Below are 14655 nucleotides of genomic sequence, written 5' to 3'. Positions count from 1 at the left end.
GAGCCGACCGACCGCGAACCCCGATCCCTCCGGCACCGCCGCGCCAGCCCGTGCCACCGATTGTGATCTGACTACGGCACCCGAGAACTACCTACCTGTGATTAGCTCAATGCTGGTGACCTTGGCCGCTGGGCGCGATAGGCAGGATGAATGATCGCCGACAACATGCCCACGTCCCCGGCGCATCGGCCGCGGGAGGCCGTCAAGGATGCGCTCGAAAGCCCTGACAGGCAGTGGCGGGTCGAGGTCGTCCGGCGTGGTCGCAGCGACTTCTATCGGCTCGTTAACGGCAACAACGTGATCGACGGCTTGGCGATCACGACCCTGCAGCGCCTTCTCGCCGAAGCGGGCGTCGACATGGCCGACCTCGTCCCCGCCGACGACACGGACACGAACCCGCACGCCGGCGCCGCGTAAGCGCGCCCGTTCAACCTCCGGCTCCAGCCAGTGCTCGAGCATGCGCCCCGCTCCGCCGAACACTGATTATGGTCCGGTGTCAGACTTGCCCGCGGTCACGCACTGTAGTCGGCTCACGTGACGACCCTAAGCCGGGATAGCGCCGCAGAATGTCCAGCCCAGGGCGCAAATCCACTGTGGAACGACAGCCGGGCGACACGCGATCACCATCGAATCACCACGGTCCCGCATAGTGGGATTTTTTCGGTTGAAAATGGGAAACTAAAAGGCCGCGACCCGCGTCTCCGCTGGTCACGGCCTTGATCGTTTGTGCGCCCGAAGGGACTCGAACCCCTAACCTTCTGATCCGTAGTCAGATGACTAGTGGTCGCGAGTGCACTCTGTAGGCTCCGGCTCAAACCCGTTTCCGAAGACATATTGGCAGCTCAGAGCCGCTCTACGTTTCCGCTGGTCCGGGCCGAGTGCAGGACTCAAGCGCCTCGTTGATCGATAGCCGCAACTCGAACGTGCTGATGCGGTCGCGCCCGTGCTGAAACGGTCGCCGACATCCGATCACCACCGGATCACCACACGACGCCATTACACAGCATAGGACCCGCTTCAATCAGTGCCGCTCAGGGCGAAGTGCCAAGGTTTCTGCGGTCGAGCTACCGCGGTATGACGCCCGCCGTGGCGACATGCGATCACCTGCGGATCACCATCCTCGACACGGCCGCCGCCCATCACTCCAAGCCGCCGCCGAAGTCCGTTCCCCGCCCTCCCGGTGCCGCCTGTGCTGAGCGTGGATGACTTCGCGCTGCGCCGGGGCCGCCGCTACGCGACGTTGCTGATCGATGCGATCACCCATCGCCGTGTCGATGTGCTGCCCGACCGCAAAGCGGACACCCTGGCCGCGTGGCTGCGCGACCATCCTGGCGTGGTCCTTTTTACAGTCCCGTGAGCGAAGGGTTCACCAATATTGACTGGAGTGATTCTGCCAGCGCGTGGCGTGGATGTTGGTGCTCGGTCGTCCCGAGGTAGTGCGGCATGGGCGCTCGGCCGCGGCGTGGCAGCGTGGGCAGGGCTGGTCTGCCCACGTCCAGATCGGCAGAGCCGCGGTGGGGTCAGCCTGCTGGCGGTGGTGATCGAGGTGACGGGTCAGGATGGCGCGTTGTTCGTCCAGGTCGTAGGAGGAGTCCTCGTGTTCCAGCCACGTGGATGGGTCGGCTGGATCGGCGGCTTTGCCACGGTTTGCTGGGCAGTAGGTACATACGGCGAAGTAGAAGAGCCCAGATGAGCGGGCGATATGGGGTTCGGTCGAGGCGGGCCGGGACACTCCGGTGTAGTCCGCGTCGTGGACGGGATAGTCCGGAGGCGGTTCCGCTTCGGTAGGGATCACGGGGCCGGCGACCGCGTCGGCGATCCGTTCCAACGCCTCAGCGATCCGTTGGAGGTAGCCCTCAACCTGGCCGAAACTGCTCGGTCCATGGCTGGTCGGGTAATGACCGCCCCGTGGCAGGTAGTTCACCGGACAAGCGTATGAGGAGCACCGACGTCCGACGTCATGACCATGGTCGCCTCGCTCGCACGTACGGATGTACCGGACTTCGATCAGCCTGACGCGAGACGGTTCACGCTAGAATCCGGCGTCGATCGATCTCAGCTGAACGTTGGGGCGGGAGTTCCGGCATGGTGAACGACGATGGACCGCAGCCGCACCGAGAGGGCCGGCCTGTGGCCTGGGATGGGTACTGCGGCGAGCCGGTCGCCTGGTTGACGGTCGGCGAACCCGTCCTCGGCACCTTGTACGGCGGCTCGGGCCCGATCGCTTACACCCATCTCCTGACCGTTGAAGAAGCCGTTGAGGTGTACGGGCCGATCAGCGAGTGGGTCGTCGGCCCGCAAGGCGGTTTCCGCCGGGTGTGTTTCGGCGAGACGTTGTTCTCCAGCGCCGAACTCGGTCGCGGCTTCGACACTCAGACGCTGCCGGAAGGCATCGTGACGGTCGAGGATCCGGACCTGGACTGGCCGTGCCCGCAGTGCGGTGCCGCACCGGGTGACCGCTGCAGTGGAGCGTCCAAGCACCGGGTCAGACGCGCCCGCGGCGAGGATTACCAGCGTCTTCAAGACGAGATGAGCCAACTCCGGGAGACCATCGCGAAGCTGCGCAAGCAGAACGAACTGCTCGACGAACAGGTCCACGCCTTTCGGCGCGAGCAACGCAAACGAGTGCCGATCTGTAGCAGGCCCACCCGGGCGGGGCGACCGTGCCAGGCCGACGCGATCATCTATCCGACGCCGATCGAGTCGTGCCGTATCCACCTCACGCCCGAGGAGAAGACCATGCTCGCCGCCGCCGAGGCTGAGCGGCGGGCCGAGTTCACGATCCGCCCTAGCGGGGATTGAGCCAGCCGGCTGGACCCGGGCGGCAGGACGGCACTGCGATGCGCGCGGCCTTCCCCGGCACAGCGGTGGATCGAGAATCGCCGTTGGCCTTCAGGGGTTCGCCGGCGACGGCTTGTCGAGGTGTGGTGCGGTGCGTTGAGAGGGAGCGGCCCTGGCAGACGGCTGTCTACCAGTGGCGGCGCCGGTAGACCTTGACTTCGCGTACGGGTATCTCGGACCAGTGCAGTGGTCGGTCGACGACTGGGCGGGCGAGGTAGGGAGTGATCCGTTCGCGTTCGTGTTCTTCGGCGAATTGTTCGGCTCGTGCGGTTTCGCCGGCCAGGTCGAGGGCTTTGATGAGTTCGACGACGAGTAGGTCCAGGCGGTGGTTCTCCGCCTCGGCGGCCGTGAGGCGTTCGTGGGCGGCGACGGCGCGGTGGCCGCACCATTGCCGCAGCAGTTCGTGTTCGGGTCGGACATGCTTGCGGTACCAGTAGTACTCCCATTCCGGGCTGGACTCCTCGCCCTTGCGGAAGGGGTGCGGGCCGCCGTGTTTGCACTTGTGTCGGGCCTCTGCTTCCTCCTCGATTACGTGTTCAAGGATGGTGTGCGAGTGGGCGCGGCAGGCGACCTCCGCGATCGCGATCGTGCCGGCGGGCGAGACGACCGTGCCTTCATCGGTGGTGAGCCACGGGACCTTCTCGAGGAGTTCGTCGACGGGCATCTGAAGGATTTCGGTCAGCGCCGCGCGGTCTTTGATGATTGTTGCGTTCTCGACCGGGCGCCAGTCCAGTTCTGCTACCTCCTCCGGGATGAGAGTGGAGTAGACGGTGCTCACCGCGCTCTGTTCGACGGAGTCAAGTTCGAAGTCGGCGATGCGCTGCCAGGCTGCTTGCTGGGCGTCGTAGGCTTCGACATTCGCCCACCGGGTCTTCAGCCGGGATGACGGCACGGTTTGCACGCGGTGGCCGTCGTCGAGGAACTCCACCTCGATACTCGCGGTGGTCTTCTTCGGGGTGACGGCCTTGATGCGTACGCGTTCCGACGGTTCCGTGTCTCGAAGCCGGTAGACCCATTCGTCGCCTACGACGTACCGCGATGCGTCGAACGCCACCTGAACCGCCCTTTCGGATGCCGGCCTGCCGCGAGGCGCTGTGACCCGGGTGTGCAGGACCACTCTGACATCGACCGATGACTTACGCCTACCGGATGATGAGGGTCTATCCCGGCGAGGGAACGGCTCGGTATAACTGGCCGATGGTCGACATCGCTGCCCCGTTGAAGCCGCACCAAGTCGAGGTGCTGCGCTGGGTAGAGGCCGGATGCCCCGAAGCGGAGATGCCCGGCGAAGGCGCGAAACACACCGCGCGAGCCTTGCAGGGCCGTCGCCTGGTCACGGTGTCACGTCGAGACGGCCGCTGGTCCGCTGCCTTGACTCAACGCGGCCGCTACTACCTCGACCACGGCCGGCACCCAGAGCTGACCGACACGGCGAGCGGTGCCCCTTCGAAGAACCCGTCCACGCCAGCAGTCTCGGGCGGAGTGGGCCAGCAGCCGACGGCGCGGACCGCGATGATCCAGGAAGCGACCACGCTGATCGAGCGGCTCCAGACCAGCGGCGGCACCGTGACAGTGTCGGATCCGGATACCGAGACCCGCGCGAGCTATCGGCGCGCTATTCACGCCGCCAAGCAGCACAAACTCGTGCCGGACGGCTACGACCTGCGGCACACCGGCCGCAACACCGGTGACCTCGTCATCCGCCTGTACTCGGCGACGCAGCCCTATGACACCGATTGGAACCGGCTGAGGCTCGGCCAGAGTGACGAGCGTGTCACCGCGGCCGCCGACTACAGCGCCCTGGAGCGGGATCCCACCAACCTGGGGGTAACACCGGAATCTGTCCCGCGGGTGCTCGCCGTGCTCCGGGCGATCAACGACGCCGGGGTGCCCCGGAAATGCCGGGTCGGCGTCAACCTCACCACGAAGAACCCGAAACCGTACGTCAAGTTCGGCAGCGCCCGGCGCTCGCTCGACTTCTTCGAGGAGTACGACCAGGTACCCCACGAGCTCACCGCCGAGGAACGGAGAACGAAACGCTTGCGCCCCTGGGCACACATCCCCGAGTTCGACAGGGTCGCCACCGGCCGTCTCAGGCTCGAGATCAGAGAGTCCCAGTCCGGCCACCAGCGCCTCATCTGGCGCGACATCGCGAACAAGAGCCTAGAACGACAGGCCACTCGGATCGTCGCCGACATCATCAAGACCATCGAAGAGCAGGAACAGATCGCCGCGGCCTTCCGGGAGCGCGAGAAGGAACGGCAGGCCGCAGCGAGACTCGCCGCACAACAGGCAGCCGAGGAACGCCGCCGCCGCGACATCGAACGCGAAGCGAAGTGGACGTACGCGATGGAGAAGGCCCGCCGCCTGGCCATCGAGGAGTATCGCAGCACGACGTTCGATGCCATGATGGAGCAGTGGCGGACCGCCGCGGAGATGCGGATGTTCTGCGACACCCTGGAACATGCCGCCGCCACCCGGGTACCCGGCAACAGCCAGCTCGCCGCCTGGCTGACCTGGGCACGCGCTCACGCCGACAAGATCGACCCCACGGTCGGCATACCCACGCTCGCAACGATTGACTTCGCCCTCGAACCAAGCCCAGAAGACCTACGTCCGCACCTGAACGGATGGAGTCCATACCGTCCGGAAAAGGAGTAGGGACTCCGCAGCCAGCCGACAACAGGTGAATCCCGAGGCATGAACATCGTCAGCGGTGGCGGATGACCCTCAGCACCGCTGAGGGCCATCCGTCCATCTCGCCGGAGTCGTTGCTGACTGTCCCCGTGGGCAGAAGTCATTCGGCTCGCGGGGGAACGGCCGTAATCGGGGGCTCAGATTTCGAAGTCGAAGGCTAGCTGAACGTCGCCTTCGGGTTCGGGTTGCTCGTCGATGTTGTCGCCGTCGTCTTCGAGGGTGTCGTCAGCGGGTAGGGCGTACTGGTTCGTAAGCCGGGCGACGTGCATGATCAGGGGCCGGCTGAGGGCCGCTCGGTAGTCGTCGAAGCAGTGGCGTTGCTGGTGGAGGTATCCGGCCCAGGTGGCGGGGTCTTCGCCGGCGGGATGAGCGGCGATGAGGATCTCGAGCAGCTCGGCGTTCCAGGCCGGTTTGGAAGGATCGAGATAGTTCCTAGCCTTCTGCGACTGCTCGTCGTTGGCCTCATGATCTTCTGATGGTCCGGGGGCATCGACCTTTGCCGAGGACTCCTTGTAATGCGGAGTGAGTTTCGCCAGGTCAATGGTGATGGAGGTATGGGTCTGCGGCTTGTCAACAGTGCTGTAGTAGACGCGTGTTTGCTTGGTGCTTCCGGTGCCGTCGTCGTGTCGCCACAGCCCGTCGGAGATGCCGACGCTGTCGCCCTCGAACGCCCACGACTCAGGCGTTTCGAGGCGTTCGTTGCCGCAGATCCGTGCCAGCCTCATCTTCTTGCCGAAGAGACTGATTCTCTGCGGCCGTAGGTCGCCAAGCTGGAGGTGGTCAGACCGGATGTGTGCGTTCTGCACCGTGGGGAGCCGGTATCGGATGTTGTGGGCTTCGGTGACGATGAGGGTTTCCGTGTTGCGGAACCTGGTGAGGGTGCTTCGGATGAAGGCTGCGAGACGCTCTTTTTGTTCATCTTCCTTGGCGGGGCTGGCGTGGTAGTTCGTTCCGGCTAGTTTCTTGAGCAGGGTCGGGTAGGGCACCCAGTCAGCCATGCCTTCGGCTTTACCCATGATGTGCTTTTGACCGGGCCGGATCAGGATCGCGACCGGGATGAAGATCTGGTGTGTGTTGGTGTCGTCGTTGCGTCGCTTGACGACCCAGAAGGCGAGCTGCTCGAGGTCGTCGGGGACGGCGTTTCTGAGCCGGTGTTGGGGGACGAAGCGGACGCCGAGCTGACGGAGGCAGTCGTCCCAGGCAGCCTCGGCTCGGTGCTGGTTGCTGGCTTCTTCCTTGGCGAGGTCTTTGCCGGGGAACTCGTCGGGGCGAATGAACTGGCTGACCATGTCGGCATCGGCGCAGCCCATACGGATCGCGAACTTCGGGTCCGTGGTTCGTGCGGTGAAGGCTTCCGCGCCTTGGAGTTCGATGAGGGCAAGGTGCGGAGTGTCGCCGACATCTTCGGCTAGTTCCTTCATGGCGGAGGCGACCAGTTGGCGATGTGCGGCGACGGCTTCGTCGTGTTTCTTGCCACGTTGGGGAACGGATCCCGCGCCGAGTGCGGCGCCGAGTTTGCCGAGGGGTCGGGCGTAGATGGTGAGGGTGAGGTTGTTCACCGCCCAGGTCCAGGTGTCGTCGCCTGTCGGCTGCTGGTGGGGCAGGTCGAGCATGCGTTCGACGGTGGCGAGGAGGCGGTCTCGCATTCCCTTGCCATCGCCCTGGTAGAGCAGGACTACGGAGAGTCGGCCGTCCACTGCGGCGGCCACCTGTTCACGTCGGACGAGCGCGTTAGCCTTCGAGATTTCAGCGTTGACCGCGTGGGCGGCTTCCTGCTTTTCGAGGACTTGGGCGCGTTCGGCGTCGGTCTGGTTTTTCTTCTCTTGAGGCACGCTTTCGAGTTTGGTGAGGCTGCGGCTGGCCTTGCCGCCGATGGGCACGCGGGTCAGGGGCTGGTCGAGGTTGAATTCGGGCTGTAGGCAGGTGCCGATCCAGTTGATGAGGCGGCTGCGTTCGGCCGGCATGATGCCGGTGCCGACCTGGTGGTTGGGGCCGCGCATGGTGGTGTGGTAGGTGACGGCGGCAGTGACGCCGTCCCGGCCGAAGATCCAGGCGTCTGATTTACCGGCGATTTGCTCGGCTGCGGGGAGCCTGTCCAGGGCACCGATGCGGTTGAGGATCTGCTCGGTACCGCCGTTGCGCCAGCCCATGTCACGGGTGTCGCGGTCCCAGACCAGGTGAGCGACGGCGAACTTCCGCGAAACCGGTGCGTCGGTGACGAACGGGCTGGTCGATTGCAGGAGCGTGGAGGCACCCCAACGGCCCTTGGTGTGGAGTTCGCCGCTGGTCCAGCGCCGGATACCGACGTCGACGTGCAGTCTCAGAGTGGGGTCGAAGGCCTTGGTGCGCAGCGCGATCTTGATCGTGGCGCTGTAGTACCAGGTCCGGATGTTGCTGCCTCTACCGGTGTGGTGTTCCAGCGGCGGCCAGGACACGAGTTCGGCGTAGCCGTTGGCGGGGTTGGCTGCGACTTGCCGGAATCGTACTGATTTGCCGCCATGCTCGTATGCCTGGCCTGCGATCTTTGCGGCGGCATAGTCGGGCAGCAGGGTGAACAGGTGGGGTTCAGGGACCGCGGTTCGGCCGTCGGACAGCTCGTGAGCGAGCAGGTCGACGGTCGTTGGCGTCCACTTCAGGGTGCCTGCGCCGAGTTTCGTGATTGTCGGCAGGATTAGCGCTTTGCCGTCATCGGTAGTGGGCAGGTCGTGAAGCCAGGCGTTGATGAAGGTCCGCATGATCGGCGGCGGGAACGGCTTGGTGGCGAACAACCACGGGTTGGTCTCATCGAGGTTGGATCTGGTCGCGGTGGAGACCAGATCGGGAGCCGCGGTGCGCATCAGTGCGTTGAGGCGCCCGATCGGTACTTGCTGAGCCCGGGCTCGTGAATCCTCGCGCCAGCCAGCGGTGAAAAGGTCGATGATGGGCCGGCGCCAGGAGGCGGGAAAAGTAAGCGTGTGCAGCGGGATCTTGAGGTCGCGGGTTGCCACGAAGGCTGCGGTTTGGGTGTGGTCGTAGCGCATCAAAGCCCCTTTCTGGCAGATCCGGGTGGTCAGTTCATGTCGCGCAGAGCGCGGTAGAGCGGGTCATAGAGGGCTTCGACCAGCGACCGGTCGATGGCCGATTTCGGCGAGTCGGGGTCGAAGTAGGGAGCGAGTTCGTCCAGCATGCTGAGCAGCAGGCTCGTCGAGGGGGTGTCGTCGCCGATGAAGCCCGATTCGCGGGGAGAGAAGGCGCCGTCGACGAAGTAGACGCGGGCGGCGACACCCCCGCGCACGAGTCGTCCGATGACTTGCCAGATGACCACCAGTTGATCCCAGGTGAAGGCGGATTTCTCGTCGGGCGGCAGGCTGGTCCAGGACAGGCGGCGGGTGAGAAACCGGTGCCATTTGCGGGCGGCTTCGGCCCGGAACCGCAGGCCGGCGTCGTCAGGGCTGCCCGCGGCCAGGGCGGTCTGGGTGAAGCGCTTGCCGGGACCTCTGACCTGGCGGACGGCCCAGTCGTTGATCGCTTGGGTGGCCAGGGTGATGTCGTCCGGGCGGTGGTGCGGGCGGGCGAGGAAGTACACGGTGCCGATGGCGGCTTTGCCGCCTGGGATCACGATGTTGTGCCCGCGTTCGACGGCCAGCAGCGGGGCGATCAGTAGCTGTCCGCCGATGTCGGGGAACTTGGTCAGCTCGCCGCGGCGTAGGTGGAGCTGTTTGATGTCGGCGGGCAGGTTGCTCCAGGAGTGGTCGAGGTCGGTGTCGTCGGATACCAGGACCGTGACGTTGCCGGTCCATTCGGGCAGATTGTTGAGGTAGTGCCCGGCGCGTTGGGCTTCGGCGTAGCTGCCGACCAGGAGCAGGATCCGGCGCCGTTGCGGGTCGTCGATGTCGTCGAGTTCCTGGTGCAGCAGCGACGTCGTGCCGGTCAGGCTGGGGTCGGGTGCGGCGAGCTGGTGCAGCATCTGCTCGAGCTGGGCGGGCCTCTGCCGGGGGTCAGTGCCGGACAGTCTCAGGGCGGTGGTGACGCCGGGTGGGTAGAGGAAGAGCGTGCGGAAGGTGCTCTCCTTGATGGCGGCGACTTCGTGTTCATGGGGGCGGAGTACGGCGTCGACCTGGGTGTGCAGGTGGTATCGGCTGGAGGTGCCGGCCCAGCTGGTGGCCGACATCAGTAGCACGTGCGGACCGGGCCGGTTGTCCACGGTCGGGATGTCGGTCAGTTCCAGCAGGAGCTCGCGGCCGACGCCGTTGCAGCGGAAGAACCGCAGTTCGCCGCTCTGGTCGCCGTCCTCGTTACGGTCGCCGGCTTGGAACTGGAAGCCGAGCACGTTGCCCATGGGGGATTCGGGGACCACCGGCATGTAGTCCTTGGGTGGCCGTCGCGAGAGCACGTTGGAGGTGGAGTCGAGGTTGAGCGCGGCTTCGACGCGGGGCCACAGGAGGGTCATGCGGTCGAGGCGATCGTGCAGGACGGCCAGGACGAGGGTGAACTCGAAGCGGTGGAGATTGGCGTCAAGGTCACCGGCGACGGAGGCGTTGTTGGGTACCAGTCGGCGCAGTAGTTCCTTGAGGCGTTGTCGGCTGTATTCACGGACGAATACCGCGCGGGGTGCGTGCAACAGTTCCGTTGCCATCGCCACGAGGGCGTTGACCAGTTCCGTGGTCGTGTCCTCGGGGCCTCGGCTGCGCAGCGGGGTCAGTGGGGAGTCGCGGAAGTTGCCGAGGATGGTGTCGACGCGCTGGAGTTCGGCTTGCTGAGCTGCGAGCTTATCCTCGTCGATGGCCACGGTGTGCTCGTCACCGTTGCGGCTGCGTTTGCGCAGATCGGGGAACCACTCGTTGATCAGCCACTGGTGCAGGGTCATCGCGCTGAAGTAGTCCTGCGTGATCCAGCGGCGCAGCGGTTCGTCGTTGATCAGCATGGAGTAGATCCGGTCGGTGGCCGTGATGACCGTGTTCAGCGCGTTGTTCCAGTCGTCGATCTCGTCGCTGGACAGCTGTAGCCGGCCCTGTGCGGCCAGCTCGGTGAGCTTGTGTTTGCCGACCTCGTCGAGCCACGACTCGGAGCCACGAGCCACAAGGGTTGCCGCCGGAGCGAATGCGGTGTCCAGCTGCATCTGTACCCGGTCGGCCTCGTCGACGATGATCAGGTCACTGCGGCGGCATGCCAGTTCCAGGTAGCGCATGTTCTCGTCGTTGAGGTGGTCAGGAATACGGCTGTGCACGAGCGCGGCCGGCGTGGTGACCCAGATCTGCGCGTCGACCAATTCGCGGGAGGCGCTGTGCCGTGGACATGCGGACCACAGGGGACATCCGTGTCGTTTGGGCCGCGCGGGCTTGCGGCGCCGCCGGAAGCCGATGGCGGCAGGGTCGGGATCGTCGTGCTCGATCTCAGCTTTCTCGACGTCGTCAGCGTTGTACAGACCGGTGCACGGCGCTGCAGTGATGGCCAATGCTCGCCGGGCTTCGAATCCCCGCAGTGCATCGAGTGGGCAGGCGCTCGACAGATGCGCGAACCCTGGATTGTCATGGTTGAGCATTGTCTGGGTGGCGGACTCGCTTCGCCGGTGCAGCCGCTGAATGTTGCGTTCGAGGGTTGACTTGCCCAGGATCGGGGCCGCATGGATGCCGAGGCGACGGAATTGCTCGGTGATGGTCAGGACTTCTGCTACGTCACCGACGACGATCGTGGTCCGGCGCCGGGCGGCCGGATTCTCGCGGGTGGCCAGATGGAAGGCCACGATGTCGCGGATGGTCGACTTGCCGGCGCCGACCATGCCGACCATGTTCATCAACTTGTCGATGCGCAGCTGTGCGTGCGGCAGGAACGCCTCTGCTGTTTCGTCGCGTACCAGCAGCTCGACCCGCTTGAGACGCTTCTTCCAGTCGTTGGTCTTACCCGGGGTGCCGGCTTCGGTGCGGTCCATGGCGCTGGCCGCGGCTTCCAACTCGTCCATGGTGACGGTGATCGGGTCGCCTTTGCCCATGGGAACGGCGTTGGCGTCGTGCCCTACCAGCGGCCTCAGGCCGACCAAATCGGCAGGGATTTTGACGGAGTGGCGCTGGTCTCGGACATAGAACAGTTGGTCGCCGGCGCCGGCGATGGGAAGCTCGCGTCGTTCCAGTGGCGGCGGCTGGGTCAGCAGCCGTTCGTAGACATCCTCCCGGTTGTGGGCGGGCGTGGGTTTCAGCGGCTCGGGAAGATCGTCGATGGATGGGAACGTGTAGCCGCGCAGCGTGATGTCGACCTCGAGGTACATGTGCAGCGAGTTGTGCCAGGTATAGCGACGGCTGCGGTCCCATAGAAAGTGCCGGGCGCGGCGGATCATCAACCGGGCATCGTCGCTGCGGACATCGCCGAACGCTTCTTCGTAGGGATAGCCACTGAGTAACGTCCACAGGTCGCGTACCGGCCGTGCCGGCATGACGCGGGTTCCGAGGTAGATGGCCAGCTCGACGTCGAGTAGATCACCGACGGCGAAACCTGCGGGCGCCTTCCACGAGCCGCGGAACTCGCTGGCGAACTCGCTATGCCAGCTGCTGCGATCACGCATCGTCGCCTCCCGCAGCGCCGTTCTTGCGCAGCCTGGTCAGGGTGGTGGTCACCAGCCGCAGGAAAGCCTTATCGCTGAGCAAGGTCACCTGCTCCCTGACCTCCGGTGGACAGAAGTGTTCGAAGACGATCTTGTAGTCATCGCGGTCGTCGAACCGATACTGCGGCACGACCAGAAAGGCACGGTTGTACGGCGGCTCGGGCCGGAAGCGGGTCGCGCTGTACCCGAGCAGGGCCGGGTTGGCCCGGTCTTTCACGTCGATGGCCCACACCTGCCGGTTCGGCAGGGTGATCCGCAGGTCATAGGCGTCGCAACCCGGCCACATCTCCGGGACGAGGCCCTTGCCGATGAGTTTCTTCTCCAACTCAACCTCGGCCAGGCCGGGACCGGTGATGAACATGCGCAGTGGCGCCCGCAGCAAGTACAGCCCACCGGTCGAGCGGTCGTCGATGAAGTCGCCTGGGGTGGCGTGGGCCTCGCGGCGGCAGCGGTCAAGTTCGCAGCGCCAGGATCGGCCGTCCGGTTTGAGCAGACAGTGGCAGCGCGAACAGGTGGCGAACCGGCCGTCGGCAGCGCGGTAGGCGGCCGGAGCCGGCTCGTAGCACCGGTTCACCGTCTCCAGGACGATACCCAGCTCAGGATGCTCGCCGATCAGCGTGGCCTTGTCGATGCCGGTCAGGACCGGCTTGTCGATCAGAAGATAGCGGAACGCGGTGTACGACTGCGGCGATCGTGCCGCCTGGCACTGCGCGAAAACCGTACGGATGATCTCGTTCTCGAACAGCTCGGCGGCGGCATCGTGAGCGGAGACCTCCCACTCGTAGCACCGCTGGGTCGGCACACCTGTCTGCACGTCGACGAGGTATTCGTCCAGATTCTCGGCTTCCGGCGGTAAGTCGAACGGCCACTGCCCGATCGGCTTTGTCGTCGCCCAACGCGCCATGTCCGCGACACTGCTCGGCGGGTCCATCCCGCGTAGCAAGCATTGCAGGACCACGTGGTTATAGGCCTTCTGCACCTTGTCGGCATAGATCGGGTCCGGCGACCTGTCGTGACGTGACAGGCTGACCAAGGCGGTTGCCACCATGCGCAGCAACGTGACCCCGGTGAAGTCGGACAGATCAGGCGGGCTGTTCTCGGTCAGCACCACGGGCGGTCTCCTGAGAGGACGGCAGCGGATCCGTCTCCGCCGCGCTAGGACACCACCTGCTTACCGGACAGGTACGACAGTTTTCCCCCGGCGTCGCGGCGAAGGTGTCGTCCTCCCGCCACGGCCGTGCCATCCTCCGCAAGGCCGAGTACGCCTCGGCGAGCTGCTGCGGGTCTGCAGGATCAACCATTAAGAGATCTGCACCGCCCGGCCGAAGAATCTCCAGCTCGACACGGGAACCATCGACAGGACCGCCGAGCAGACCTCGTCCGAGGACCGCTGTTGCCAGTGCGACCTGCGGATACTGTGTGAAGATGTCGCTGCCCTGCTGACGGCGACGGGTCGTCTTGGTCTCCCGGAATACCCAGGCGCCGGCATCGCGGTAGACAAGATCTGGCTTGGCGATCACCAATACCTGGGCGGCGGTGTCTTGAAAGACGAGAGTTTTCTCGATCGTAAGATCTGAGGTGTCCTCTTGGACAGGACACACGGATGGGTGATGCGCGAGCATCCGAATACCCGCTTCCGCGGCTTCGGTGTCGAGGTCCCATCGCGGGTCGGGCCAGCCGGCATCCGTCGGCATGTCTTCGTGCCGGCACGGTCTGTCCGCTCTGGCATGCAGCGTTTCCAGGTGATGGTGGACCGCCTGGCCGATCCGCGCCGGGACGGCGTACTCATCCACCTTTGGTAGATGCAGCGCACGCAGATGATATTGGGCCGGGCATGCGTCGTAATAGCGCAGATCGCTGATCGACACTTGGCGTAGCTTTGCTCGCCGGTACGTAGGCAGCCCCAGCAGGCCTGGCGCTCGCACCACTTCATCGCAGGCGAGCACAAGACGGCATTTCACGCAATCGCCACCGGGCCGGCGGGCCTCACCTCGAATGACCTGAGCCGCTGCGCCACGTCCCCCTCTCTCGTGAAGAGCGGATGCCTCCTCGGGCGTGCCATCGAATAGGACCTTCCTCAGCCCATCAGACAGATCGACCTCGGCGACCACCACACGTGACACGTCCTCACGCGCCCGGACGAGAAACTCCCTCTCCCAGTCCTGCGGCCACGGCGCAGGACGTCCGAACGCGCAGGTGTAGGCGGCGACGGCAATCTCGACGTCGCTACGTGGTCGCTTTAGCATGTTCGCGACTCGCAGCAGCCGCAGCTCCCGCATAGATCCGTCCGCCGAGCGATAGCGCCGACCCCAAGCCCACAGCTCGCGCACACCCTGATCGACATGCTGAACTACCCACCAGCGCGCCTCCGGTAGCAACGCCGGCGCCGCCATGCAGGCCGATAGGTAGCTGCGAACGGCATGTCCGATGAAAGAGGAAACACCCTCCTGCACCGGCTGGCTCTGGAAGACCGCATTCAAAGCCTCGTCGACCGGCAAGCGATCGAACTCGACGGCGTTCAGCACGTCCATGGCCAGCCGCAC

Annotated in this window: 9 protein-coding genes and 1 pseudogene; 4 read left to right on the top strand and 6 right to left on the bottom strand. The window is 65.2% G+C overall.

Annotated features, from left to right (window positions below):
- Positions 1-150 precede the first annotated feature (150 nt).
- Together I4J89_RS04835 and I4J89_RS04830 are read left to right on the top strand one after the other, a co-directional pair.
- Entirely contained in the window at positions 151-417 is a 267-nt protein-coding gene (locus I4J89_RS04835) for a hypothetical protein (RefSeq protein ID WP_196412582.1), read from the top strand.
- Between the two features lie 739 nt (positions 418-1156).
- A pseudogene (locus I4J89_RS04830) lies at positions 1157-1336 on the top strand (transposase); the annotation flags it as partial.
- Between the two features lie 30 nt (positions 1337-1366).
- Here the strand turns inward: I4J89_RS04830 and I4J89_RS04825 are convergent.
- Positions 1367-1924 (bottom strand): zinc finger domain-containing protein, encoded by a 558-nt coding sequence (locus I4J89_RS04825; protein ID WP_196412581.1) that lies wholly within the window; start codon positions 1922-1924, stop codon positions 1367-1369.
- 245 nt (positions 1925-2169) lie between these two features.
- Here I4J89_RS04825 and I4J89_RS04820 point away from each other — a divergent pair, with 245 nt between their 5' ends.
- Positions 2170-2802 carry a zinc finger domain-containing protein gene (locus tag I4J89_RS04820; RefSeq protein WP_196412580.1) on the top strand — a complete coding sequence of 211 codons (633 nt, stop codon included), beginning with the start codon at positions 2170-2172 and terminating at the stop codon, positions 2800-2802.
- A gap of 166 nt (positions 2803-2968) precedes the next feature.
- Here I4J89_RS04820 and I4J89_RS04815 read toward each other — a convergent pair whose 3' ends face one another.
- A complete protein-coding gene (locus tag I4J89_RS04815; RefSeq protein WP_196412579.1) occupies positions 2969-3895 on the bottom strand; it encodes a hypothetical protein in 927 nt (308 codons plus the stop codon).
- 143 nt (positions 3896-4038) lie between these two features.
- Between I4J89_RS04815 and I4J89_RS04810 the strand changes: the two genes are divergently transcribed.
- Positions 4039-5502, top strand: a complete 1464-nt coding sequence (locus tag I4J89_RS04810) for a hypothetical protein (RefSeq protein WP_196412578.1) — start codon at positions 4039-4041, stop codon at positions 5500-5502.
- Between the two features lie 173 nt (positions 5503-5675).
- Here I4J89_RS04810 and I4J89_RS04805 read toward each other — a convergent pair whose 3' ends face one another.
- The 4 genes from I4J89_RS04805 to I4J89_RS04790 are packed head-to-tail and all read right to left on the bottom strand — an operon-like array spanning position 5676 to position 14643.
- A complete protein-coding gene (locus I4J89_RS04805) occupies positions 5676-8558 on the bottom strand; it encodes a pPIWI_RE module domain-containing protein (RefSeq protein WP_196412577.1) in 2883 nt (960 codons plus the stop codon).
- 29 nt (positions 8559-8587) lie between these two features.
- Positions 8588-12073, bottom strand: coding sequence for a pPIWI_RE_Z domain-containing protein (locus tag I4J89_RS04800; protein WP_196412576.1), 3486 nt, complete (start codon positions 12071-12073; stop codon positions 8588-8590).
- On the bottom strand, positions 12066-13223 hold the full coding sequence (locus I4J89_RS04795) for a pPIWI_RE_Y domain-containing protein (protein ID WP_196412575.1): 1158 nt from the start codon (positions 13221-13223) through the stop codon (positions 12066-12068). The genes I4J89_RS04800 and I4J89_RS04795 overlap by 8 nt, the downstream gene beginning before the upstream one ends.
- Entirely contained in the window at positions 13195-14643 is a 1449-nt protein-coding gene (locus tag I4J89_RS04790; RefSeq protein WP_230858321.1) for a PD-(D/E)XK nuclease family protein, read from the bottom strand. Before I4J89_RS04790 ends, I4J89_RS04795 begins: the two co-directional genes overlap by 29 nt.
- Positions 14644-14655: the final 12 nt, after the last annotated feature.

Source organism: Actinoplanes aureus (assembly GCF_015704865.1).
Lineage (GTDB): Bacteria > Actinomycetota > Actinomycetes > Mycobacteriales > Micromonosporaceae > Actinoplanes > Actinoplanes aureus.
Note: the sequence above shows the minus strand (reverse complement) of the source record. Positions and strands in the feature narration are given on the sequence as shown.

What these genes read in the sequence shown, in the direction of transcription:
- I4J89_RS04800 (WP_196412576.1), bottom strand. Translation starts at nt 12,073, where the DNA reads ATGCGTGATCGCAGCAGCTGGCATAGCGAGTTCGCCAGCGAGTTCCGC.
- I4J89_RS04805 (WP_196412577.1), bottom strand. Translation starts at nt 8,558, where the DNA reads ATGCGCTACGACCACACCCAAACCGCAGCCTTCGTGGCAACCCGCGAC.
- I4J89_RS04810 (WP_196412578.1), top strand. Translation starts at nt 4,039, where the DNA reads ATGGTCGACATCGCTGCCCCGTTGAAGCCGCACCAAGTCGAGGTGCTG.
- I4J89_RS04790 (WP_230858321.1), bottom strand. Translation starts at nt 14,643, where the DNA reads ATGGACGTGCTGAACGCCGTCGAGTTCGATCGCTTGCCGGTCGACGAG.
- I4J89_RS04835 (WP_196412582.1), top strand. Translation starts at nt 151, where the DNA reads ATGATCGCCGACAACATGCCCACGTCCCCGGCGCATCGGCCGCGGGAG.